Here is a 23,342-nt window from a genome sequence, read left to right as displayed (position 1 = left end):
TTTATAAAAGCCTTGTCAATAGATTTTTTTCGCAACTTCCGTCGCTATTTATCGTTTTTGCCGCTATCCTCGTCCTCACCGAGAATATTTTTCATCATCTCGTTTATGTGCCGAAGCTTTTCGTCATCATCATTGTCAGGTCGGTATATCCTCAGCGGCTCGTCCGTTGTATCAGTTGTGTCATTTATCACAGGGGTTGTGGCTTCCTCACTGCTCTCAGCCGTAAAGTTAGCTTTTGCAAGCACCTTTTTCATGACTTTTCCACGCTTATATTCAAACAGGAATATAAGCACCAACAGGGCAACACCGAAGCCCGTTATGATAAGAGATACCTTCCAATAGTCAGGTGAGAACTTCATTGTTATCTTGTTTTCACCCTGCTCCAAAGGGATAGTTATAAGGCTGTCAAGAGATTTTTCAGCCGTCACCTTTTTGCCGTTCACAGTGATAGTCCAGCCGTTTTCGTATGGTATGGTCGTGAACAGTACAGAGCCGTCATTTTCAGCATTAACAGCGCCTTCGAGATAAGTGTCCTTAAAGCTTGTGACCTCAAGCACATTTTTCTGCATATCAGCGCAGGTCTGTGCAAAGCTGTCATAATCAAAGGTGTAGAAAAGCTGGTCTTTCCAGTAAGCTTCGTTATCGTCATTTGCCACCGTTATGCGTATGCGAAGCTCCTGCCCCTCATAGAATTTGCCAAGATTCATAATAGAATAATTGTCGCCCACAAAGAACTGACCTGCATATTCCATAGGCTCAGAGCCGTCCATATAATCGTCCTCGTCCTGTATCCACACGTTGCAGGAACGCTCATATTTGGTTGGAAGATACATATAAAGATATGAGTCCTTATCCATTTTCACAACATAGTCAATGTGACATTCTGCAATGGAAGTGTCTGTAGGGAAGTATTTCGTGTGTCCGTCAGTGAGCTGAGATGTAGAAACGTTCTCCATTTCGCTGTTTATAACAGGTATCTTTGTGAAATATTCCTTTGTTGTGCCTGCTAGCGCGTTGAATACCATGTTCTGATTTTCAAAAGGATTATCTTCAGAAAGTGACACGTCCTCAATACTAGGCGAAGATACCATGCCAAGACCAAGAGCGTTAGGGTTGTTGTAGAATTTATATGTTGCGTCGCCCTCAGTGTATTCTGTTGTGAGCTTGTATTCCTCTGGAACTTTAACTCTTGTGCCAACAAAAGAGGTGTCGCCTGTTTTGTCCATAAGATATTTTATGTCAAACAGAGCGTCCGTCATGAAAGTTGTGCCGTCATATTTTGTGTAGTGACCGCCGTAAGCATATCCAAGTTTGTGGAGCATCATAAGGGCAGGTGCGTTCATCGTTGAGCTTGAATGTGAAATACCTTTGTAGCCTGTTCCGATAGGGTCGTTTACGGTTCTGTGGAAAGTTGCCTCCATGCGGTAGAAAAGCGACGGGTCATATTCCTTCATCATTGACACAGCGTTTCTCGTCTGCGTCATGTAAGGTTCATAAGAGGTGTATTTGCTGTATGCAACGTCAGTGTCTATCTTGTCGATAGTGTCAGCGCTGTTTGCAAAAAGCTCAACCGCAAGAACGCCTACCATTACGATACAAACAGCCTTTGATTTTGGATATTTCTTGATAAGATAGATAAGTGCGAAATATGCCGCCAGAGCTATCATGGATACCCATATGCCTTGTATAACGTTTGTGGTGTCGCCTGTTTCGCTTGTCTTTGTTTCAAAAAGCTGGAAGTGAGAGTAGTTCTCACGCTCACACCAGAAGAGGAACACCATAAGTCCGAAGAAAATTCCGCCGATGTTCTTTGCAGTTATGCCCTCGAGGTTTTCAAACGCCCTGAATGCCATTACTATCATCAGGAATGAGAATATGAAAGAATATCTGTAAGGCAGCCAGTTCGGCACTTGGAAGCCGTGCATCGCCATGTCCGCAGGCTTTATATACATTAGTATTACAAGCAGGAAAGTGAGCAGACCTGTAGAGGTCTTTTCTTTCATTGTTATCCTGTCGTTCATAAAGAACAGCGGAACAAGTATCAATACAGCCGTTCCGCAGTATATCATAGGCATACCCTCAGGGTAAACAGTGTCATATGACATTGGGAAAAGCTTTGTTATGAACGTAAGGAAATCAAATTGCGTTGCAAGTGAGAAATCAGGGTCAGTGAACTCAAACTTGCCAAGCTTCAAAGAATTGTAAACGGTTATAAGAACGAACGCCGCACACATAAGCGCAACAAGTGTGCCGATACCGAAAGCCACACAGCGTGAGAAGAACTTTTTTGGCAATATCCTGCCCTCTCTTGAAAGGCAGTACCAGCAGAAGTAGAAAAACGTGAAAATCCCCACCATATAGCCGATGTAGAAATGTGCAATGAACATAAGCGCCAGCGGCACTATATAAGGTACAAGCTTGCCCTCATCAACGAGCCTGTGAACGCCCCAGCATATAAGCGGCAGATAGATAAGTCCGTCAAGCCACATAGGGTCCATAAGTTGTACCACCATGTATGACATAAGAGCATACATGGTAGGGAATATGATAAGTGAGATAGTCTTAGGCTTCTGCACTGATATCTTTTTTAAGAAGAACATGAACGTCACAGCCGCCGTGCCTATCTTTGCAAGCTGTAAAATAAGGATAGAGGTCGCCATCATCGTTCTCGGCAGCAGCACAAGTATCAGCATAAAAGGACTTGCAAGATAATATGCAAACACACCGAACATTTCTCCGCTGAGGTTTCGTGACCAGTTGTAGATAAAACTGCCGTTGCCATGGAAAGCGTCACGGAACTGCTCGTAGTAGTAAACATACTGACCGTTCAAATCAAGCACAAGCACCGAGCTGTCGCCGATAGGGTGTATCTTGAAAAACGCATAGGCAGAAAACATTATTGCCACAGGCAGAAAAAACACCAAAAAGTACAGCCGCTTATCATAGCACCATTTTTTTATAAATGAAAGGGGAGATGTCTTAGTCTTTTCCATTCTTTTTCTCCTCATCGTCTTTTCTTATGATATCACGGATTATGTATCTAGGTCGCTGTTTTATCTCCTCGTATATCTTGGAGAGATAAAAGCCTATTATTCCAAGACTGAACATTATTATACTCGATGTGAGAAGCTGTAGGATTATGACAGTTGAAAATCCTACCGCCGACGCACCGATAAGCTTTTTGATAAGGGTATGAAGTCCTAATATCACTGAGAATATGAAGGTTATAACACCGCATACTGTCACTATCTGCAAAGGCGCAGAGGTAAAAGAGGTTATGCTGTTTATGGCGAATTTGAAAAGCCCCTTTACAGACCACTTTGATTCGCCTATCTCTCTGTCAGCAACGTCAAAATATACACGCTCCGTCTTGTAGCCTACCCAGCTTGACATTGCTCTGAAAAACGTCAGTCTTTCAGGCATTGCATTCAGTGAATCTACCACAGCCCTGTCAAGAAGCTTGAAATCGGAAGCCGCTTCCATGTCAAGTCCGCTTGACTTGTTTATCATCTTGTAAAACCACAGTGAAAAGAACTTGTATACAGGGTTTTCTTTTCCACGGGAATTTTTTCTGCCCTCAACAATGTCAACGTCATTGTTTTTCCAGATGTTGTACATCTCGATTATGACCTCAGGCGGGAACTGCAAATCACAGTCCAGCAGAACGCAAGCGTCGCCCTTTGCAGTTTCAAGTCCTGCGAAAATTGCGCTCTCCTTGCCGAAATTCCTTGAAAAATTCACGCCCACGATATGCTCGTCATTGCGTGCAAGGTTTGAGATTATATCCCATGTTCTGTCCTTTGAGCCGTCGTTTACAAAAACAAGCTCATAGTCTATACCGTTTTCGCTGAGAAGCTTTGAAACAACAGAAGCACATTTTGCAACGTTGCCCTCCTCGTTATAGCTTGGTATTATTATTGATAGCATTTTTCGTTCTCCTATTCTTTGTTGCCTTTATACACAAAACAGAACGCCATTTGTGAACATGACGTTCTTGAAATATCCTTATTTGTTTTCTCTTTCACGGCGTTTTTCATAATCTGTCCTCAGCTTGTTGAAGTTGTAAAGCATGATGAGCAGGAAAATATACACAAGTATCTTTGCTATTGCCGCAATAACGCCTGCAAGGGTGGTGACGAACTCTATTGGTATTAGCCTGTTGAGCAGGTCGCCCCCAAAGTAAATAAACGTCATAAGAGCAAGCTTGTTGAAACTGCCCTGAAGCCTTACAATGTTTGAAACGTCTTCCACAAGCTCTCTGTGGCTGTCAAGCGCCACAAGGAACATTCTCATAAGGTTCAGTGACATATAGACAGTTGCCGCCGACAGCAAAATGCTTATAACGTTCGCCGCCATTGCCGCAGGGGAGAGAAGTTTCAATAGAAGCTGACATACCACCGCAAGAGCGCACATAGCGGAAGAAGTGTAAGCAGGCTTTTTAAGATGTGCGAAAGCGTCAGTGCGTTCTTCAGCCTCAGCCGTTCCCACTGCGAAAAATAAAAAGCCTACAAGCTTTATAACGTAATTAGAAGTCCAGCCTGCGTTTAGCATGAAAAGCATGAAAAACGAGCCGACCATAAAGAAATTCATTGTTTAAGACCCTTTCGTAGCTGATTATACCTATTTATTATATCTCATTTATATACCCTTGTCAACCGAAAACGCCTTGTTTTCACCTTTTGTACACAAAGCGTCAGCCCTGTATTCCGTAGGTGACACACCCTTTGTCTTGTGGAATATCCTTGAAAAATAAAGGCTGTCATTATACCCTACCGACCTTGCCACAGCCGACACAGGAAGCTCAGTTTCTTCCAGCAAACGGCAGGCGGCGTTCACACGGAAATCAGTTATATACTGTGCAGGAGAAATCCCCTCGTATTCCATGAAAGCCCGATATAGCGTGGCACGGCTCACGCCAACGAAATCGGTGGCATTCTCGACCCCTATCCCAAGGGTGTAGTTGTGTGCGATGTAGTTTTTCGCCTTTGTGACATATCCCTTTGCGGTGCTCCCCGAACGGCTTTGACTTCCAGAGCGTTCCATAAGAATGCCCAGCGTGATGTAAAGCTGACCTGTCATTTTCACAAGATCTGAGCTTCTGTTTCCACTAAGACGATAAATGCGTTCAAGACTGTCTTTAAGCTCGCTTCCAAAGTCTGCGGAGATAACGGGACACTCTCTTGTGAAGCCTGCACGATCAAGGATAAATTCAGCGTCAGAGCCGTTGAAGCCTGCCCAGTAGTATTCCCATGGGTCGTTCTTGTCGGCAGTGTATGTTATAACAGTGTAGGGGTAAATGAGAAAAGTGTCCCCTGCGCTAAGGTGATACTCTCCTTGAGGTGTTTTGTATACGCCCTTGCCACTTATGATGTGGTGGATAAGATAATGGTCACGAACGCCGCTTCCCCAACTGTGAAGCCCCTGACATTTTTCATAGCCCACGTTGTATACTGACAGCGAAAGTGCGTCCGTCTGATCTGATTTAAAGGAATGGCGGTCTGTATTCATTCTGTGTGATCCTTTCAGTGAGATGGTCTGTTATAGATATGATAGCATATTTTTATTCTCTTTGCAACAAAAATCCATGCGTTTGAAACAAAAATGGTATTGCAAAAACGTGAAAATATGGTATAATGTAAGTGTAAGAAAAAACCTGACATATTTGGGAGGTAAAGAATATGGCAAAAATACTCGTTACAGGCGGAGCAGGATTTATCGGAAGCCACACCTGCGTTGAGCTTCTTGAAGCAGGCTATGAAGTAGTTATAGTTGATAACTTTTCAAACTCAAAGCCGGAGGCTCTTAACAGAATAAAGAAGATAACAGGCAAGGACTTTGCTTTTTATGAGGCAGATCTTCTTGACCTTGCAGCGCTCGAAAAGATATTTGAAGAAAACAAGATAGACGCTGTTATACATTTTGCAGGTCTTAAAGCGGTTGGCGAATCTGTTCAGAAGCCTGTTGAATATTACCACAACAACATCACAGGCACTCTCATGCTTATCAAGGCAATGAGAAAATACGGCTGTAAGAAGATAGTTTTCTCATCTTCCGCAACAGTTTACGGCCCTGTAAACAAAGCTCCATATACGGAGGATATGCCTACATCAGCAACAAACCCTTATGGCTATACAAAGGTAATGATAGAGCAGATACTGAGAGATGTTTATGTTTCCGACAACGATTGGTCAGTTTCACTTCTGAGATACTTCAACCCTATCGGCGCACATAAGAGCGGTCTTATCGGTGAAGACCCTAACGGTATACCAAACAATCTGCTTCCTTACATCTGTCAGGTAGCAGTAGGAAAGCTTGAAAAGCTCGGTGTGTTTGGTGACGATTACGATACCCCTGACGGAACAGGTGTAAGAGATTATATCCACGTTGTTGACCTTGCTAAGGGTCACCTTTGCGCAGTCAAGTATGTAATGGAAAACAAGGGTGTTGAAGCCGTAAACCTCGGCACAGGAAAAGGCTCAAGCGTTTATGATGTTCTTCACAGCTTTGAAAAAGCCTGCGGAAAGAAGCTTCCATATGTAGTAAAGCCAAGACGTGCAGGCGATATCGCAACCTGCTATGCTGATACAGCAAAGGCAAAGAAGGTCTTTGGCTGGGAAGCACAATATGGTCTTGATGAAATGACAGCAGATAGCTGGAACTTCATTAAGAATAATCCTAATGGACTTTAATACATAAGCATAGAACATAATAATTTTCCTAGGCAGGGACACACAAAAAAGTGTGTTCCTGCTTTTTTCACCCATACGATAATGCGACAAAAAAATCCCACTGTAAGTGATAATATATTTTCAGCGGATAAAACGAAAAGATGAAAGGAATGATAAAGCATGAATGTGGAGATAAAAAACTATCCGTCAGCCAGAACTCTTGTGGCAGAGATATGCGGCGATATCGACCACCATACAGCAAAATATTTCAGGGGAGAGATAGATAAAGCCATTAGAAGCCATAACCCTCTTACCCTTATCCTCGACTATTCTCAGGTGACTTTTATGGATAGCTCAGGCATCGGACTTGTTATGGGCAGATACAGGATAATGTCAGAAATGGGTGGCGAGGTGATAGTGGCGTCGCCTCCTGCTTATATCCGAAAGGTCTTGCAGCTTGCAGGTATGCACAGACTCACAAAGATAGTCACGGATATTGCCCCGTATATACAAGAGAAGAAAGCAGCTCAGGAACAGAATGAAAGCCCCGATGACAAAACAAAGGAGAGTGATAAAATTGAAACGAAAACCCCTTAATGAAATGAAAGTCAGTTTTCCCAGCTATTCTGAAAATGAGCGCTTTGCTAGAGTTGCAGTCAGCGGTTTCCTTACTCAGCTTGACCCTCAGATCGACGAGCTTGCAGATGTCAAGACCGCAGTGTCAGAGGGAGTCACAAACGCCATTGTCCACGGATACCGAAACACCCTAGGGGAGATATTCATGCAGATAAGGATATTCGAGAACAGACACGTCTACATAAAAATAAGGGATAAGGGCTGCGGTATCGCCGATATCGAGCAGGCCATGCAGCCGCTTTTCACCACTGCACCTGAGGAGGAAAGAGCAGGCCTTGGCTTTGCGGTCATGGAAAGCTTTATGGATAAAGTGAAGGTGCGCAGCAAGCTTGGAGAAGGAACTACCCTTATCCTTGAAAAAACCTTGAAAGAAAGAGTATAAAATGAGCAGCATAGTCGAGACCCCTCTTGCAGAAGAAAATCTGGGGCTTGTTCACCTGTGCGCAAACCGCTTCCGCAACCGTGGCATAGAGTATGACGACCTCTACGGTGCAGGCTGTATAGGTCTTGTAAAAGCTGCGAAAGCCTTTGACAGCGACCGTGGTGTGAAATTCTCCACCTATGCAGTGCCAGTGATATTAGGGGAGATAAAAAGGCTTTTCCGTGACGGTGGCACGATAAAAGTGTCACGGAGCATAAAAGAGCTTTCCATGCGCCTTGTAAGAGAGCGTGAGCGATTTTCCATACAGCAGGGGAGAGAACCTACAGTAAGCGAGCTTTGTGAGCTGTCAGGAGAAAGCGAAGAAGCCGTTACTCTAGCCATGAACGTCGCCCTGCCCCCTGTTAGTCTTACTGAAAGCTCAGATGAAGACGACCGCCACGGACAAATAGATATCCCTGTTGATGCTCCTGACATAGAAATTGCTGACAGGCTCTCTCTCCGTCAGGTCATAGCTTCCCTTGAAGCGGAGGATAGAAAGCTTATATATCTGAGATATTTTCAGAATAAAACTCAGATGGAAACGGCAAAACAACTTGGTATGTCGCAGGTGCAGGTGTCAAGACGTGAAAAAAAGCTGCTCACTTTAATGCGTGAACAGCTTAAATAATATCATTACAGTGGGCGGCTTTTGGTCGCCCATTTTTTACAAATAAGACCTGAGTATCTCGATAGTTTCTTCATGTGAGCAAACAGCGTCAGAATCTATAAAGTGCTGAAAATAATCCCAGAAAGCTTGAACAAGGCTCGTTTCGCTTATCTTCAAATAAGAAAAATCAGAGAAGCAGTTGTTTCTGGCAATGATGTTAAGACTTGTGTTGTCAGAAATGTTGATACAAAGATTTTTCGACACCGCAAAATAGTCGTTCTTTATTATCCTGTAGTCTGCCATGCCGTTTTCACAAAGCGATATCATTATCTGTAGCATTATCTTGCGTTCTGCAAGAGTGGGAAAAGTATATGAATTTCTCGGAAGCTCAAAAATCTCTCCCGTCGTCATAAACTCTGCAAGGCCCTTTTCACTGAACAGATTTACAAATTTGTGTTCAGAAAGAGCCTTCTTGCCCATGGTGAGCTTTGCTTTTACAAATTTCTTTGCGTCAGCTGGCAAAAGTGCATGGGCGTTGTATATATCCTCTGTAAGACAAAGCATGGTGCATGGCTGAAAATCCACGCCGATGAAATTTGCGTTGTCATCGTACCAAAAGTAAACATATTCCAAGATATCCACGGCGTGGTCGAGAAGCTTTGCACATTTTGTCTTGAACTTTTCAAACTGCCGCATATAAAATTCTACCATAGGCTTAGATCTGTATATAACGCCCTCGCAATAATCGCTGTCTGTTCTGATCAGAAAATTATTCGTTATCATTATGTTTGGCATGATGTTCGTGGAGTTGAAATATGCCGACGCACCCTCATAATAATAAAAAGCCTCATATTTTTCATGCTTTTGCGCAAGGTGACATATGAACGGAAAAATATCCAGATTGTATTTTGCGGTGTTTTTTTCACCTGAGGTGTTGTCAAAGAAGAACAGATGGTTTATGGCAGACTCGCTGCCTTCTGCGGCAATGGACAACAGATTGGTAAGAAACTCTGTTGGCTGAGCGATGACCTGAATGTCAGAACCATTATGAACATCGCTGCATATAAGCACCTGCAGGTTTTTTCTAAGCTCACGTTTGTCGGTGTAGATGGATATCTCAGGCACAGAGTCAATATCAACTTCTGTCTTGAAAGTCAGAGCGTCAGGATCTTCCATGTTGGTGTTTGCCATATCGTGTATTATCTTTGACACCTGCTTACGGCGATTGTAGACATCTTCCCCCATCTCAGAAATGTTATAAAGCTCCATGAGCCTGCTTTTATCCTCTGTGGAAAGCATGAGCTGCAAGCTTATATTTTCTACAAAATCTACGCTTGGCACTTTCCTTTCACCTTTGAGTATCTTATGAAGATATGTTCTGTCGATACCACATTTTTCGGCAAGGGCTTTTATAGTAATATCTTTTTTCTTTATGTATTCTCTGAGAAGTTCCGAAAATTGTGACATTGGCATCATATCCTTTCTGTAGAAAACAGGCATTTAAAGTATATTTAAAGTATATTTTTACATACCGATACCTATATTATATCCTATTTATGCACAATTGTCAACCTTTGATAATTTTATCTTATTAAGGCAAAAACCGTATATTTTTATAAACAGCTGCAAAAAATACAAGCGTAAAATGAAATACTTTAAAATTTGGAGGAGTTTCCATGAAAATAATATTCTATGACGCAAAGCAGTATGATATAGATTCATTTGAAAAGCAGCGAAAAAACTATCCAGATATAGAAAGCGTTTACCTTGAAGCCGACTTGTCGGAAGACACAGCAAGGCTTGCCGAGGGCTGTGAGGGCGTGTGTGCCTTTGTAAGCTCAACGATAACAGGCTCAGTGCTTAGACGGCTCCATGAACACGGTGTAAAACTTCTTCTTATGCGATGTGCAGGCTATAATAATGTTGATATAAAAGCCGCCGATAAATACGGCATAACAGTGCTTAGAGTGCCTGGGTATTCTCCAGAAGCCGTGGCAGAACACGCCGTGGCGCTTGCGCTTGCAGTAACAAGAAGAATACACAAGGGCTATATAAAGGTAAGAGAGAACAATTTCAGCCTGAATGGTCTTATGGGACTTGATTTTCATGGCAAGACCGCTGGTATAATAGGCACAGGCAGGATAGGTGCGGCAATGTGCAAGATATGCCACGGCTTTGGTATGCGTGTTATAGCTTATGACGTTTATCAAAACCCCGACCTTGATTTTGTGAAATATTATCCCCTTAGCGAAGTCCTGCGGGAAAGCGACCTTATCTCGCTCCATTGCCCGCTGACAGAGGCAAGCTATCATCTTATCAATACTGAAACTATCTCCCTTATGAAAGAGAATGTTGTTTTCGTAAATACCTCCCGAGGTGCGCTTGTGAATACCGAAGACCTTATAAAAGGTATCAGAAGCAGAAAATTCCACGGAGTGGGTCTTGACGTTTATGAGGAAGAAACGGAGAACGTCTTTGAAAACCGACAGGAGGATATCCTAGAAAGCTCCGTGACCGCAAGGCTTCTGTCTTTTCCTAACGTTATCGTCACCTCTCATCAGGGCTTTTTCACCGAAGAAGCCCTAGCCGCCATAAGCCGCACAACGCTTGAGAATGCTTGTGCTTTTGAGAGTGGCAGGATAATAAAAGAAAATCAGGTCAAATAGACCTACGGGAACATTCCCATAAGTCTGGCATGATATAAAAAAAGCGCTGTAAAAAACGTACAACAAAGCCCATGGGTTTCCTCAATATGGAAGTCCACGGGCTTTAATATATCACACAGCAAAAAAAACCATCTGATCTTGAAAAAAGGGTACAGCAAACACACTGTCAGATCAGGACAGAATATGGAAAATTGAAGAGGCATATAACAAAATTTTTGCAGGGTTTAAAAAGCGTGAATATGACGGAAACAACCTTGAAAAGTCAAAATATGCAATATGCTTGATCAGAAATAACGTTCCTTTTTACATAGAAATGGGATCATCAGCCAATGGAAATATGCGAAGAATAATCAATTTTTTTAAAGAATTTGCAAAAACAGCAGACAAAATACAAGAGCGGAATAAAGAATTTCAAAAGTGAATTAATGATATTACAAATGAACTTAAAGAAAAATCTCCATACACTAACAGTATCGCCAAATGTGAATCCAAACTTAGAGAACTTCGTAAAGAGATATACGATAGTATGGGAAAAGGCTGTGATAGTTTTCTGTGATTTTAATAGTAGCCAAAAACATATTTGTAAATTTGTAAATGTCTACAAAATCATTGATTTTATTCTGAAAAACATCTCATATCCATTGACTTGTCCTACGCAACTCGGTACAATATAATAAAGATGAGTAACTAATACCGCATCGTGTTTGGCATTAAATACGTAGACAGGAGATGATAAGTATGGGCAGACAGCCTGTAAAAAATAATCTTATAATGACGCTGGAAGTAATAAAACGGCATTCTGACGTTGATCATAGGCTGACGCAGAAAAATATACAGGAATACTTGCAAACTGATTTTGAACTTACCTGTGACAGAAAAACTGTAAAGCGAAATCTTATGAATTTGATTGAGTTTGGGTTCGATATTGAATATACAGAAATAGAGCGCAAAAATGGTTCGCAGAAATCTGTTGATGATGTGAATGTGATTATCACCGATATATATTATAATCACACATTGGAGCCGAGTGAGGTAAAGCTTATTTCTGACGGCTTGCTGTTCTCAAGGTATGTTACGGGTAGAGAAACGGAGAGACTTATTAGCAAAATTGAAAAACAGTCAAGTCCATTTGCTGAAAATAGAATTAAAGGTTCAGTGAATTATGAAACTATTGGGCATACAGAAAATGCACAGGTGCTTTATACTGTCGAGTTGCTTAATCAGGCAATAGAGGAGAAAAAGCAGATAGAATTTTTATACTGCGAATATGGAACAGATAAAAAACTGCACCCGAAGAAAACTGACAAATATATAATTAATCCATATTACACAGTGACCGCAAACGGCAGGTACTACCTTATTTGCAATGTTGACAAATATGATAATATCGCAAATTTTCGGGTCGATAAAATACTGGAAATACAGTTGATAGATATGCCGCAGAAGGATATACGAAAAACGGCAGGCAACAGCCATGGCTTTGACCTTTCAAAATACATGAAAGACCATATTTATATGTTCAGTGGGGAGACAGTGAATGCAGAGCTTGAGGTAGATCGTTTCCTTATAGGGCAGATAATCGATTGGTTTGGTAAGGGCTTTAACGTGTTGTCAGAAAGCAATGACAAATGCGTAATATCACTAAAGGTCAATGAAAACGCCCTGTTTTATTGGACTATGCAGTATAGTCAGTTTGTTAAAATAATCAAGCCTCAAAGCGTGGCGGACAGAGTTGTATCAGTGGCTAGGGACATTATTTTGAAATATGGGGAGGAGTAGGTATGGCAGAGAATGAAACTGTAAAAAAGATAAATGAGGAGTTACTGGACGCATTTACGTCTTGGTATAATAAGGTTGCTTCAGAAGTGACGCCATCTATGAATTATACATTTTCCAGACCTTTTATAGGAGGTGTGTGTGATAATTTTGGTGCGGGAAAGAAAAACATTATGATCGTGGGTCAGGAAGCAAGAGGTTTGAATGACTATGGTAAATCACTAAAAGAATATCAGATGTGGAGCATCGGATTCATGTCGAAGCAATTGGGTTGTAAGAAATATTTGAAAAATCAGACATACAGTAAAGTCAATTCACCTTTTTGGAGGTTTGTTTGCGGTTTTACTGATTATAGCATATACTGGACTAATATTGATAAACTACATCTCATTTCAAAAGGGAAAACAAAACGACTAAAAGACGAATGTGAAAAAGTTCTCAATAAAAAATATCTAAATGATAAGTCGTCAATATTTGAAAGGGAAATAGAGATAATAAACCCAGCAGTTATTATTTTCCTTACAGGACCTCGTTATTACAAAACAATGGGATATGCTCTTGGAACTTCTTTCGATGACAAACCCATGCTCACTAAAAAACAATCGAAGCCGATCGTGAACATAACGGATAAATTAGAGAAATATAGTTCTGTTGAGTCTGCTTTCTGGACATATCATCCGAAATTTTTAAACATGAGAAAGGGTACAAACAATAAAAATGAAATAGAAAATGTAATAGATTATATTAAGATAAACATAGATACGAAAAAGTAAATATTGAATATGTTCCCCCTATCAGCGTGACACTAAGACGCTGATAGGGGGATGTTCTATTTTTGACGCATCATATATGATATAAAAAAGCGGACAGTCAGTTGACTGTCCGCTTCGTATATAGCTTTGTTTATACGCTTATATTAGTAAGCTATGCCCTGCCACTTCATTGCGTCAGCGACCTTCAGGAAACCTGCGATGTTAGCACCTGCAACGAGGTTGCCTTCAAGACCGTACTCCTTAGCTGCATTGTATGAGTTGTGGAAGATGTTTGTCATGATGTTCTTGAGTTTAGCGTCAACTTCCTCGAATGTCCAAGAAAGTCTCTCGCTGTTCTGTGACATCTCAAGAGCTGATGTAGCAACACCGCCTGCGTTAGCAGCCTTAGCTGGTCCAAAGAGAACACCTGCATTCTGGAATACAGCGATAGCCTCTGGAGTTGAAGGCATATTAGCACCCTCAGCAACAGCAAATACACCGTTAGCTACGAGAGCCTTAGCTGACTCTTCGTTGATCTCGTTCTGTGTAGCGCATGGGAGAGCGATGTCGCACTTGATAGTCCAAATGCCGCTGCAGCCCTCATGGTACTCAGCACCCTGTACTCTGTTTACATACTCCTTGATTCTGCCTCTCTCAACTTCCTTGATCTGCTTAACAACATCGAGGTTGATGCCGTTTGGATCGTATACATAACCGTTAGAGTCAGAAAGTGCAACTACCTTGCCGCCCAGCTCTGTAGCCTTCTCTGTAGCGTAGATAGCAACGTTACCAGAACCAGAGATAACAACTGTCTTGCCTGCGAATGTTTCATTCTTCATGCACTTGATCATCTCAGATGTGTAGTAGCAAAGACCATAACCAGTAGCCTCTGTTCTTGCAAGTGATCCGCCGTATGAAAGACCCTTACCTGTAAGAACGCCTGTGAACTCGTTTCTGATTCTCTTGTACTGACCGAACATATAGCCGATCTCTCTTGCACCAGTACCGATATCGCCTGCTGGAACGTCTGTGTCAGCACCGATGTGCTTGCAAAGCTCTGTCATGAAGCTCTGGCAGAATCTCATAACTTCTCCGTCAGACTTGCCCTTAGGATCGAAGTCTGAACCACCCTTACCGCCGCCGATAGGAAGACCTGTAAGGCTGTTCTTGAAGATCTGCTCGAAGCCGAGGAACTTGATTACTGATGCACATACTGAAGGGTGAAGTCTGATACCGCCCTTGTATGGTCCTATAGCAGAATTGAACTGAACTCTGAAACCTCTGTTTACCTGTACCTTGCCATTGTCATCTACCCAAGGAATACGGAAAATGATCTGTCTTTCTGGCTCAACTATTCTGTCGATTATACCTGCCTCAACAAGGTCAGGTCTCTTTTCTACAACAGGAATGAGGCTTTCCAGTACCTCATATACTGCCTGGAGGAATTCCTTTTCGCCGGGATTTCTCTTCTCAACCTTCTCATAAACGCTTTCAAGATACGCATTGTTCAAAGCCATTATTAAAACTCCCATCTTATAAATTATAATTTGTGCACGGCTTTTTTTACTCATTCCGCACATCACCTACTTATTATAGCACACTATTTTGCAATTTGCAAGTAGTAAAATGCAAAATTTCATAATTTTATTGAAATTGTATAAAAATCATAGCCTTTTTTTGAAATGTGAAGTAAAATCACGATTATAAATTCATAATTCGTGTAAAATTTCCGTGAAATGTCGACAAATCAGTGCACTGTGACCAAAGCTGTTTCAGCCCACAAAAATGACAAAACGCATTTTTTATGCCGATATAACGCACAAACCCGCTGAAATATCGTCCCTGATATGAAATTTTGGTTGACGAATCCTGCAAAAAAGTGTACAATATAAAGTAATAAAGCACTTATAAACAAAGGAGCAGTACCGATGACAAAGAAAGAACGTGCACAAATGATAGTGGAAAGGCTGGAGCAGGTCTACCCCGAGGGCATATGCTCCCTTGACTATAAAAAGCCCCACGAGCTTATGATAGCAGGCAGGCTTTCTGCACAGTGTACAGACGCAAGGGTGAATATCGTCACGAAAGAGCTTTTTGCAAAATATAAGACCATTGAGGATTTTGCTAACGCAGATGTTGCTGATATCGAGGAGATAATACGCCCATGTGGTCTGTATAAAACAAAAGCTCGCTCTATCGTAGCAATGTGCAGACAGATAATGGATAATTTCGGCGGTGAGATACCTGATACCATAGAAAAGCTCACTACCCTTGCAGGCATAGGCAGAAAGACGGCAAATCTTGTTATGGGAGATGTTTTTCATAAGCCTGCGGTGGTGACGGATACCCACTGTATAAGGATATGCGGCAGACTTGGGCTTACAAAAAATAAAGAGCCTGCAAAGGTGGAAGAGGATCTGAGAAAGATACTTCCCCCTGAGAGATCCTCGGATTTCTGTCACCGCCTTGTACTGTTCGGACGTGAATACTGCAAGGCAAGGGGAGAACGCTGCAGCGAGTGTCCTCTGCTTGATATCTGCGGCAGCAGAAAATGACCGCGGGCTGTTGAAATAATAAAGCAAAAGTAGTATAATAAGGTCACAAGATGAAATGCAGAGGAGATGAGCGTTTTGATAAAGGCATGGGAGCATTTCAAGACCATTACAAGACATCGCCACGGAGTGATAAAAAACTGCTATAAGGCAGGCATTTTGTGGCAGGGTCTGAGGCATGACCTTTCAAAATATTCCCCGGAGGAGTTTCTCAAGGGCTGTAAATATTATCAAGGCACACGTTCGCCCCATGAAGCAGAGCGTGAAGAATACGGATTTTCTTACGGCTGGATGCATCACAAGGGAAGAAATAAGCATCACTTTGAATATTGGACGGACTATGACCTGCGGACTAAGTTGATGACCCCTGTGAAAATGCCCCTTAAATATGTGAAAGAAATGTTCTGCGACAGAGTTGCCGCAAGCAAGATATATATGAAAGACAAATACGACGACGGTGCACCTCTTGCGTACTTTTTAAGAGCGAAAAAAACAAGAGCCATCCACCCTGAAACATCAGACCTTTTGGAGAAGCTTCTTACAATGCTTCGTGATAAAGGCGAGGACTACACTTTCGCTTATATAAGACGTTTGAAAAAATATTAGGGGGAGTTTCCATGGAAATTTTCAAAAAGAAAACTGTCAAGCCCGTCCCTGAGGAGTGCAGGGGAATGGAGATAAAAATAATGTCAAGCACCTGCACAGGCGAGAAAACTATCGGATTTTATAACCGCAACACTCGTGAGATAATGTATCCCGAGCTTGTGAAAAGCGACAGCGATGTTGAGGCTTTTTATGAAAAATACGGATTGAAAAAATGAATTATGTTGCATGAGAGAATATATAAAAGAATGTAAATATTTAATGAACTTTGAGATGAAATATATGTAAGAATATTTTATGGGTGACTTTTACAAAGTGCGAAAAATAGGCGTTTATAAAAAAATAATGATGCTGATCGAAAGTTAATTATGGCTAAATTATAAATACTATTTCCAACGTGTGAATAAGTACAAAAATCAAGCGGCGACTATGCCTCTTTTTTATGTAAAGCTACAAAGATTGCAAGAAAGCACGCAAAATCGGGCAATTTATTTGACAATAGGGGTCAAATACGTTATAATAACAGCATAAAAACAATGTAAAAAATTATAACGGAGGTAGATTCAAAATGACAAAAAATGATCTGATATCCGCAATAGCAGAAAAGGGCGGCTATTCTAAAAAGGAAGCAGAGCAGGCACTTGCGGCTGTAACAGAAACTATCACAGAGGCACTTGTAAAGGGCGAAAAGGTATCTATCGTAGGTTTTGGTGCATTTGAGGTAAGAGATCGTGCAGCTAAGGATTCTATCAATCCTGCAACAAAGAAGCCTATCCATGTTCCTGCAAAGAAGGTTCCTGCATTCAAGGCAGGCAAGGCTCTTAAAGAGGCTGTGGATAAGTAATTAGTAACACTTTTAAAGGAGAGGTTTTACAATGGCTGAAAAGAAGATCACCGCTGACAAGAAGGCAGAAGAAGCTGTAAAGGAAGTCAAGGCTGAGGTAAAGTCTGCCGCTGAAAAGACAGGCGCAGCAGTAAAGGAAACAGCAAAGAAAGCTGTCAAGACGGCAGAAAAGGCAGTAAAGACCGCAGCAAAGGCAACAAAGGCAAAGAAGGAAACTGTAAAGAAAGCAGTTGAGGCTGAGATAAAGGACGAGGTATTCGTTCAGTTCGCAGGCGGAGAGATAAATGTTGAAGCTGTAGTGGCTGCTGCAAAGGCTGACTACAAGGCAAAGGGTCACAGAACACCAAAGACAGTTTCAGTATACATCAAGCCTGAAGAGGGCGTTGCTTACTACACTGTAAAGGGTGTAGGCTCAGAGGACTATAAGGTAGAACTCTAATTGTAACATTTGTGTGTAGGGGCGAACAGCGTTCGCCCGCTATTTAACACGTTCTATCTGTATGATAAGCTACATCAAGCGGAGGACAACACCTCCGCTTTTTTGCGTATATAAACAGAAAGTGCAGCATATTTCCATGCTGCACTTTCTGCGTTATTTAAGAAATCGTAAAACACATTACTGTGGTGGTGTCGAGAAGAATGTCTGCCATGCGTAGCCCTTTGTGCCATTATATTCAACATAATACCAGCCGTTTTCGTTGCGGTAGTATTTGCAGGTCGCACCCGATGGGATAGTAAGAAGATTTTCACTGCTCGATGTAGGCTGTGGGTGGAGATAAACTGCACTTATGCACTGGATATCACCAACAGCGTCACCGTTGTCATCCTTATCACCGTCATATGGATCTTCGTCAGGCTCAGTGGCCTTTTTGGACTTTTTAGATGTTTTCTGTGGCTCTTCCGAAGTTGTGGTGGTCTTTGGCGGAATGTATTCCGTAGAAGTTATCGTACCGGTCTTTTTCGGAGTGGTGTTGGTGTTCACAAAAAGAGTTTTTGCAAATATCATTATTACTATGGCTACCACAAGTACAGTCAGCAGTATCGCTATTATTCCCTTTACAGTAGGAGTGAGCCAAGTGGAGCCTTCTTGCTGCTGAGGTCTGCGATTCTGTTCAGGACGATAGTAGCCTTTATTGTTTCTGTTGTCAGGCATTATTTATATTCTTCCTTTCGGTTCATTGACTAGAGTTCGACACATTTCGTGTCTATATCTTTAATTATACAAAATATAAACTGTTCTGTCAATTAAAATTCGGTTACGATTTACATTTACTTTATAACAATATGGTGTAAATCGGGAGGCGTTTTTATGTAATAGATGTGAAAATTATCAAAGTGGATAGATATAACGTTTTATTGAAGGCTTGTTTTGTTACAAAGGGAAAAAATATGTTAATAAATTTTCATAACCCTTTTATTTGTATATATAATATGCTATAATAATAACAAATATGAGAATTTTAATATTCTCAGTAAGCTGTAAGGAGATTGATGATAATGAATATTGCCGTTGCACAATCAGGAGGACCTACCTGCGCTATCAACGCTTCATTGGTGGGAGTTTTCAAACAGGCTGTGAAAACACCACAGATAGACGCCGTTTTCGGCTCGCTCAATGGTATCGAGGGTATCATAAACGACCAGCTCATAGATCTTAAGCTTGTTATAAAAACAAACGAGGATATGGAGCTTCTAAGACAGACACCGTCAACAGTTCTCGGCTCATGCCGTTATAAACTTCCTGATGTTGAGGAGGGCGGTGAAACATATGAGCGTATCTTGAACTGCCTTGAAAAGCATAGGATAGAAGCTTTCTTTTATATCGGAGGAAACGATTCTATGGATACCGTGGCAAAGCTTTCCGATTATCTTGCGGCAAGAAATTCAAAGATAAGAGTTATAGGCATACCAAAGACTATAGATAACGATCTGCCTGTAACAGACCATACACCAGGCTTCGGCTCTGCCGCAAAGTATGTTGCCGCAACGGTTCAGGAGATAATCCGTGACAGCTCGGTTTATTCTATCGAGTCCGTCACTATCGTTGAGATAATGGGCAGACACGCTGGCTGGCTCACAGCTTCCACCTGCGTACTCAGAGCAAATGACGAGATAGCCCCTCACCTTATCTATCTCCCTGAAAATAACTTTACCGCCGAAAAGTTCCTCGAGGACATAAGAAATCAAATGGCAAAGCACAAAGCCGTTATCATCGCAGTTTCCGAGGGCGTAAAGCTTAAGGGCGAGGAAAATAAGCCGAGAGTTGTGGATAATTTCGGTCACGAGTATCTCTCTGGCATAGGAAAGACACTTGAACAGCTCGTTAAAGAGAATATCGGCTGTAAAGTCCGTTCTATTGAACTTAACGTTATGCAGAGATGTTCTTCTCATATCTGCTCAAAGACGGATATAGACGAAGCCGAGGAAATAGGCTCAGCAGGCGTAAAAGCGGCTCTTGCAGGGAAAACAGGTAAAATGATGATATTCAAGCGTATCAGCGACGTGCCTTATGTTGTGACCGTTGACAGCGTTGACGCCCATGATGCTGCAAATAAGGAAAAATTCTTCCCTGCCCAGTGGTTAAGCGAGGACGGCAATGACGTAAATCCGGAAGCCGTAAGATACTTCCTGCCACTTATCCAAGGCGAGGTAAAAATAGCAATGAAAAACGGTATGCCCGTTCATTTCAAGCTGTAAGTGTAAATTCGTTTTTATGCAAGTTGTAGGGGACGGCGCCCTCGACGTCCCGCTTGTTTAAGTCTTTTTCAACACTCTCAGCAGAGCAGTTTCAAGCTGTTCTGCTTTTTTCGTTCCATACCGTCATCAGCCCTTGACAATTCGGTGCAAAAGTGAGATAATATTATAATAGGTGCAGTAATGCCATATCATGCGGAAAGGAAAGAATATAATGTGTGATCTCAAATTCAGCTTTCAAATGAAATTCACAGTTCCGTTTCGCAGACAGCCTAAGACACGAGTCTGACGGCAAAAAGGCAATGCCTCTTGGTCTTGCCACGATACTGTGATAGAAAAAATATTTGCGAAAGGAATTGTTTTATAATGAAAAAAGAGCTTTCAAAGCTTTATGAGCCTAATAAGGTAGAAGATAAGATCTACAAATATTGGCTTGACGGCGGATTTTTCCACGCTGAGCCTGATTCCAAGAAAGAGCCATACTGTATAGTTATCCCACCACCGAACATCACAGGACAGCTCCATATGGGTCATGCCCTTGATGAAACTTTGCAGGATATACTTATCCGCTGGAAGAGAATGAGCGGATATGCCGCAGAGTGGATACCTGGTACAGACCACGCTTCTATCGCAACAGAAGCAAAGATAGTTGAAGCTATGCGTAAAGAGGGTCTTACAAAGGATGATATCGGCAGGGACGGTTTCCTTGAAAGAGCATGGGATTGGAAAAAGAAATACGGCGGCAGAATAGTTGAGCAGCTTAAAAAGCTCGGCTCTTCCTGCGATTGGGACAGAGAGCGTTTCACAATGGACGAGGGCTGTTCAAAGGCTGTAAAGGAAGTTTTCATAAACTACTATAATAAGGGACTTATCTATAGAGGCGAAAGAATAATAAACTGGTGCCCGCATTGCCGTACATCTATCTCAAACGCAGAGGTTGAGTATGAAGATCAGGCTGGTCACTTCTGGCATCTTAAATATCCTCTAACAGACGGAAGCGGATATGTAGAGCTTGCTACAACACGTCCTGAAACGCTCCTGGGCGATACTGCCGTTGCAGTAAATCCAAAGGACGAAAGATATAAGGATATCGTAGGTAAGACACTCACACTGCCGCTTGTTGGCAGAGAGATACCTGTCGTTGCCGACAGCTATGTTGATATGGAGTTTGGTACAGGCGTTGTAAAAATAACTCCAGCCCATGACCCTAACGACTTTGAAGTCGGTAAAAGACATAACTTGCCTGTTATCAACGTTCTTACTGAGGACGCAAAGATAGTTGACGATTATCCTGAGTATGCAGGCATGGATAGATACGAGGCAAGAAAGAAGATAGTCGAAGATCTTGAAAAGGGCGGTTTCCTTGCTTATGTTGAAGACCACGAGCATAATGTAGGTACTTGCTACCGCTGTGGAACAACTGTCGAGCCAAGAGTATCCCTCCAGTGGTTCGTTAAAATGGACGAGCTTGCAAAGCCTGCAATAAAGGCTGTTGAGGACGGCTCTATCAAGTTTGTTCCTGAAAGATTTGAGAAGAACTACCTTAACTGGATGAACGATATCAGAGATTGGTGTATCTCACGTCAGCTTTGGTGGGGTCATCAGATACCGGCATTTTATTGCGACGATTGCGGTGAAACTGTGGTAACAAAGGAAGACCATGCTTGTTGCCCTAAGTGCGGCAAGGAAATGCGTCAGGATCCTGACACACTTGATACATGGTTCTCATCAGCACTGTGGCCGTTCTCAACTCTCGGCTGGCCTGACAAGACAGAGGAGCTTGAGTATTTCTATCCAACAAACACTCTCGTAACAGGCTATGATATCATTCCTTTCTGGGTATCCAGAATGATAGTTGCAGGCATGGAGAACATGAAGCAGAAGCCTTTTGATACTGTTCTTATCCATGGTCTTGTTAGAGATTCACAGGGCAGAAAGATGTCAAAATCTCTTGGCAACGGTATCGACCCGCTTGTTATCATCGACCAGTACGGCGCAGATGCCCTGAGATTTATGCTCGCAACAGGCAACGCACCTGGAAACGATATGAGATTTATCGAGGATAAGGTAAAGTCCTCAAGAAACTTTGCCAATAAGATATGGAACGCCGCAAGATTCATCATGATGAATCTTCCTGACGATTTCAAGGCTGATAAGCTCCCTGAAAACCTCAATGTTGAGGATAAGTGGGTAATATCAAAGTTCAATACTCTTGCAAAGGAAGTAAACGATAATCTTGATAAGTTCGAGCTTGGCGTAGCAGTTTCAAAGCTTTATGACTTTATCTGGGATATCTATTGCGATTGGTATATCGAGCTTACAAAGCCAAGAATAGCCGCAGGCGGTGAAACAGAAGCCACAGCACAGGCAGTTCTCGTGTGGGTAATGAAAGGAATGCTTAAAATGCTCCACCCATTCATGCCTTATATCACCGAGGAGATCTGGCAGGCTCTCGTAAATGACGGCACAGCTATCATGGTTCAGGATTATCCTGTATATGACGAAAAGCTTGAATTTGCCGACGAAGAAGCAACATTTGAGAAGATAATCGCAGGCATAAAGAGCATAAGAAACTGCCGTGGTGAAATGAACGTTCCGCCGTCTGTAAAGGCAAAGCTTTATATTGAAACTGCACAGCCGGAAGTATTCTCACAGGGCGTAATGTTCTTTGAAAGACTTGCTTCTGCATCTGAGGTCATCATTACAGACAAGTGTGAGGAAAAGGATTGCGCCGCCGCTGTTACAGACAGTGCAAGATTCTTCATTCCGCTTGCTGATATCATAGACGTTGACAAGGAGCTTGCACGTCTTGATAAGGACAGAAAGAACGCACAGAAGGATATAGACTTCCTTAGCAAAAAGCTCAGCAATCAGGGCTTCCTTGCAAAAGCCCCTGAACAGCTTATCGAAGCCGAAAAGGCAAAGCTTGCAAAGGCAGAGGAGAAGATGTCAAAGATAATGGAATCTATCTCCGCTCTGGAAGCAAGAAAGTAATATAAAAAATCAATGGCGCTGTAAAAAAAAGCGCAACAAAGCCCGTGGATTCCCTCGATATGGAAGCCCACGGGCTTTAATATATCACACAGCAAAAAAGAACTATCTAATCTTGAAAAAAGGGTACAG

Annotated in this window: 21 protein-coding genes; 14 read left to right on the top strand and 7 right to left on the bottom strand. The window is 42.1% G+C overall.

What is annotated here, in order from left to right; genetic code table 11:
• Positions 1-44 precede the first annotated feature (44 nt).
• From AB5627_RS11305 to AB5627_RS11290, 4 genes are all read right to left on the bottom strand, one after another.
• Positions 45-2,993: a YfhO family protein gene (locus tag AB5627_RS11305; RefSeq protein WP_368369843.1), complete on the bottom strand. Its 2,949-nt coding sequence runs from the start codon at positions 2,991-2,993 to the stop codon at positions 45-47.
• Positions 2,980-3,927, bottom strand: a complete 948-nt coding sequence (locus AB5627_RS11300) for a glycosyltransferase family 2 protein (RefSeq protein WP_022286531.1) — start codon at positions 3,925-3,927, stop codon at positions 2,980-2,982. The genes AB5627_RS11305 and AB5627_RS11300 overlap by 14 nt, the downstream gene beginning before the upstream one ends.
• A 78-nt stretch (positions 3,928-4,005) precedes the next feature.
• On the bottom strand, positions 4,006-4,590 hold the full coding sequence (locus AB5627_RS11295) for a hypothetical protein (RefSeq protein WP_038670641.1): 585 nt from the start codon (positions 4,588-4,590) through the stop codon (positions 4,006-4,008).
• A gap of 48 nt (positions 4,591-4,638) precedes the next feature.
• Positions 4,639-5,508, bottom strand: a complete 870-nt coding sequence (locus AB5627_RS11290; RefSeq protein ID WP_195249534.1) for an AraC family transcriptional regulator — start codon at positions 5,506-5,508, stop codon at positions 4,639-4,641.
• A gap of 170 nt (positions 5,509-5,678) precedes the next feature.
• On the opposite strand from AB5627_RS11290, the gene galE reads away from it, so the two are divergent.
• The 4 genes from galE to AB5627_RS11270 all read left to right on the top strand — a co-directional run bounded on the left by galE (position 5,679) and on the right by AB5627_RS11270 (position 8,353).
• Positions 5,679-6,689 carry a UDP-glucose 4-epimerase GalE gene (galE, locus tag AB5627_RS11285; protein ID WP_038670643.1) on the top strand — a complete coding sequence of 337 codons (1,011 nt, stop codon included), beginning with the start codon at positions 5,679-5,681 and terminating at the stop codon, positions 6,687-6,689.
• A gap of 159 nt (positions 6,690-6,848) precedes the next feature.
• Positions 6,849-7,265, top strand: coding sequence for an anti-sigma factor antagonist (locus tag AB5627_RS11280; RefSeq protein WP_022286527.1), 417 nt, complete (start codon positions 6,849-6,851; stop codon positions 7,263-7,265).
• A gap of 4 nt (positions 7,266-7,269) precedes the next feature.
• Positions 7,270-7,686: an anti-sigma F factor gene (spoIIAB, locus tag AB5627_RS11275; protein WP_117863155.1), complete on the top strand. Its 417-nt coding sequence runs from the start codon at positions 7,270-7,272 to the stop codon at positions 7,684-7,686.
• Position 7,687: 1 nt separating this feature from the next.
• Positions 7,688-8,353, top strand: coding sequence for a sigma-70 family RNA polymerase sigma factor (locus tag AB5627_RS11270; protein ID WP_022286525.1), 666 nt, complete (start codon positions 7,688-7,690; stop codon positions 8,351-8,353).
• 36 nt (positions 8,354-8,389) lie between these two features.
• Here the strand turns inward: AB5627_RS11270 and AB5627_RS11265 are convergent, their stop codons facing one another.
• Complete coding sequence (locus AB5627_RS11265; protein WP_022286524.1) at positions 8,390-9,799, bottom strand: helix-turn-helix domain-containing protein; 1,410 nt, start codon at positions 9,797-9,799, stop codon at positions 8,390-8,392.
• A 209-nt stretch (positions 9,800-10,008) separates the two neighbouring features.
• Between AB5627_RS11265 and AB5627_RS11260 the strand changes: the two genes are divergently transcribed.
• From AB5627_RS11260 to AB5627_RS11250, 3 genes are all read left to right on the top strand, one after another.
• Positions 10,009-10,998, top strand: coding sequence for a 2-hydroxyacid dehydrogenase (locus AB5627_RS11260; RefSeq protein WP_022286523.1), 990 nt, complete (start codon positions 10,009-10,011; stop codon positions 10,996-10,998).
• Between the two features lie 738 nt (positions 10,999-11,736).
• On the top strand, positions 11,737-12,777 hold the full coding sequence (locus AB5627_RS11255; RefSeq protein WP_022286522.1) for a YafY family protein: 1,041 nt from the start codon (positions 11,737-11,739) through the stop codon (positions 12,775-12,777).
• Positions 12,778-12,779: 2 nt separating this feature from the next.
• Positions 12,780-13,547: a uracil-DNA glycosylase family protein gene (locus tag AB5627_RS11250; protein WP_265290847.1), complete on the top strand. Its 768-nt coding sequence runs from the start codon at positions 12,780-12,782 to the stop codon at positions 13,545-13,547.
• A 143-nt stretch (positions 13,548-13,690) separates the two neighbouring features.
• Here the strand turns inward: AB5627_RS11250 and gdhA are convergent, their stop codons facing one another.
• Positions 13,691-15,043 (bottom strand): NADP-specific glutamate dehydrogenase, encoded by a 1,353-nt coding sequence (gdhA, locus tag AB5627_RS11245; RefSeq protein WP_265290808.1) that lies wholly within the window; start codon positions 15,041-15,043, stop codon positions 13,691-13,693.
• A gap of 411 nt (positions 15,044-15,454) precedes the next feature.
• On the opposite strand from gdhA, the gene nth reads away from it, so the two are divergent.
• The 5 genes from nth to AB5627_RS11220 all read left to right on the top strand — a co-directional run bounded on the left by nth (position 15,455) and on the right by AB5627_RS11220 (position 17,964).
• A complete protein-coding gene (nth, locus tag AB5627_RS11240; protein WP_117857484.1) occupies positions 15,455-16,081 on the top strand; it encodes an endonuclease III in 627 nt (208 codons plus the stop codon).
• 66 nt (positions 16,082-16,147) lie between these two features.
• Positions 16,148-16,684 (top strand): DUF5662 family protein, encoded by a 537-nt coding sequence (locus AB5627_RS11235; RefSeq protein WP_038670656.1) that lies wholly within the window; start codon positions 16,148-16,150, stop codon positions 16,682-16,684.
• A gap of 11 nt (positions 16,685-16,695) precedes the next feature.
• Complete coding sequence (locus tag AB5627_RS11230) at positions 16,696-16,899, top strand: hypothetical protein (RefSeq protein ID WP_022286829.1); 204 nt, start codon at positions 16,696-16,698, stop codon at positions 16,897-16,899.
• A gap of 350 nt (positions 16,900-17,249) precedes the next feature.
• Positions 17,250-17,525: an HU family DNA-binding protein gene (locus tag AB5627_RS11225; RefSeq protein ID WP_022286828.1), complete on the top strand. Its 276-nt coding sequence runs from the start codon at positions 17,250-17,252 to the stop codon at positions 17,523-17,525.
• Positions 17,526-17,556: 31 nt separating this feature from the next.
• Complete coding sequence (locus tag AB5627_RS11220) at positions 17,557-17,964, top strand: DUF6465 family protein (RefSeq protein ID WP_022286827.1); 408 nt, start codon at positions 17,557-17,559, stop codon at positions 17,962-17,964.
• 177 nt (positions 17,965-18,141) lie between these two features.
• Here the strand turns inward: AB5627_RS11220 and AB5627_RS11215 are convergent, their stop codons facing one another.
• Positions 18,142-18,678: an SH3 domain-containing protein gene (locus tag AB5627_RS11215; protein ID WP_022286826.1), complete on the bottom strand. Its 537-nt coding sequence runs from the start codon at positions 18,676-18,678 to the stop codon at positions 18,142-18,144.
• Positions 18,679-19,022: 344 nt separating this feature from the next.
• Here AB5627_RS11215 and AB5627_RS11210 point away from each other — a divergent pair, with 344 nt between their 5' ends.
• Both AB5627_RS11210 and AB5627_RS11205 read left to right on the top strand, forming a co-directional pair.
• Positions 19,023-20,222 carry a 6-phosphofructokinase gene (locus tag AB5627_RS11210; protein WP_022286825.1) on the top strand — a complete coding sequence of 400 codons (1,200 nt, stop codon included), beginning with the start codon at positions 19,023-19,025 and terminating at the stop codon, positions 20,220-20,222.
• A gap of 363 nt (positions 20,223-20,585) precedes the next feature.
• A complete protein-coding gene (locus AB5627_RS11205) occupies positions 20,586-23,213 on the top strand; it encodes a valine--tRNA ligase (protein ID WP_022286824.1) in 2,628 nt (875 codons plus the stop codon).
• Positions 23,214-23,342 lie beyond the last annotated feature (129 nt).

The sequence above is a fragment of the Ruminococcus sp. RTP21198st1_G1_RTP21198_201120 genome (assembly GCF_040924265.1).
Taxonomy (GTDB): domain Bacteria; phylum Bacillota; class Clostridia; order Oscillospirales; family Ruminococcaceae; genus Hominimerdicola; species Hominimerdicola aceti.
The sequence above is the reverse complement of the archived record's forward strand: the minus strand, read 5'-3'. Positions and strand labels throughout refer to the sequence as shown.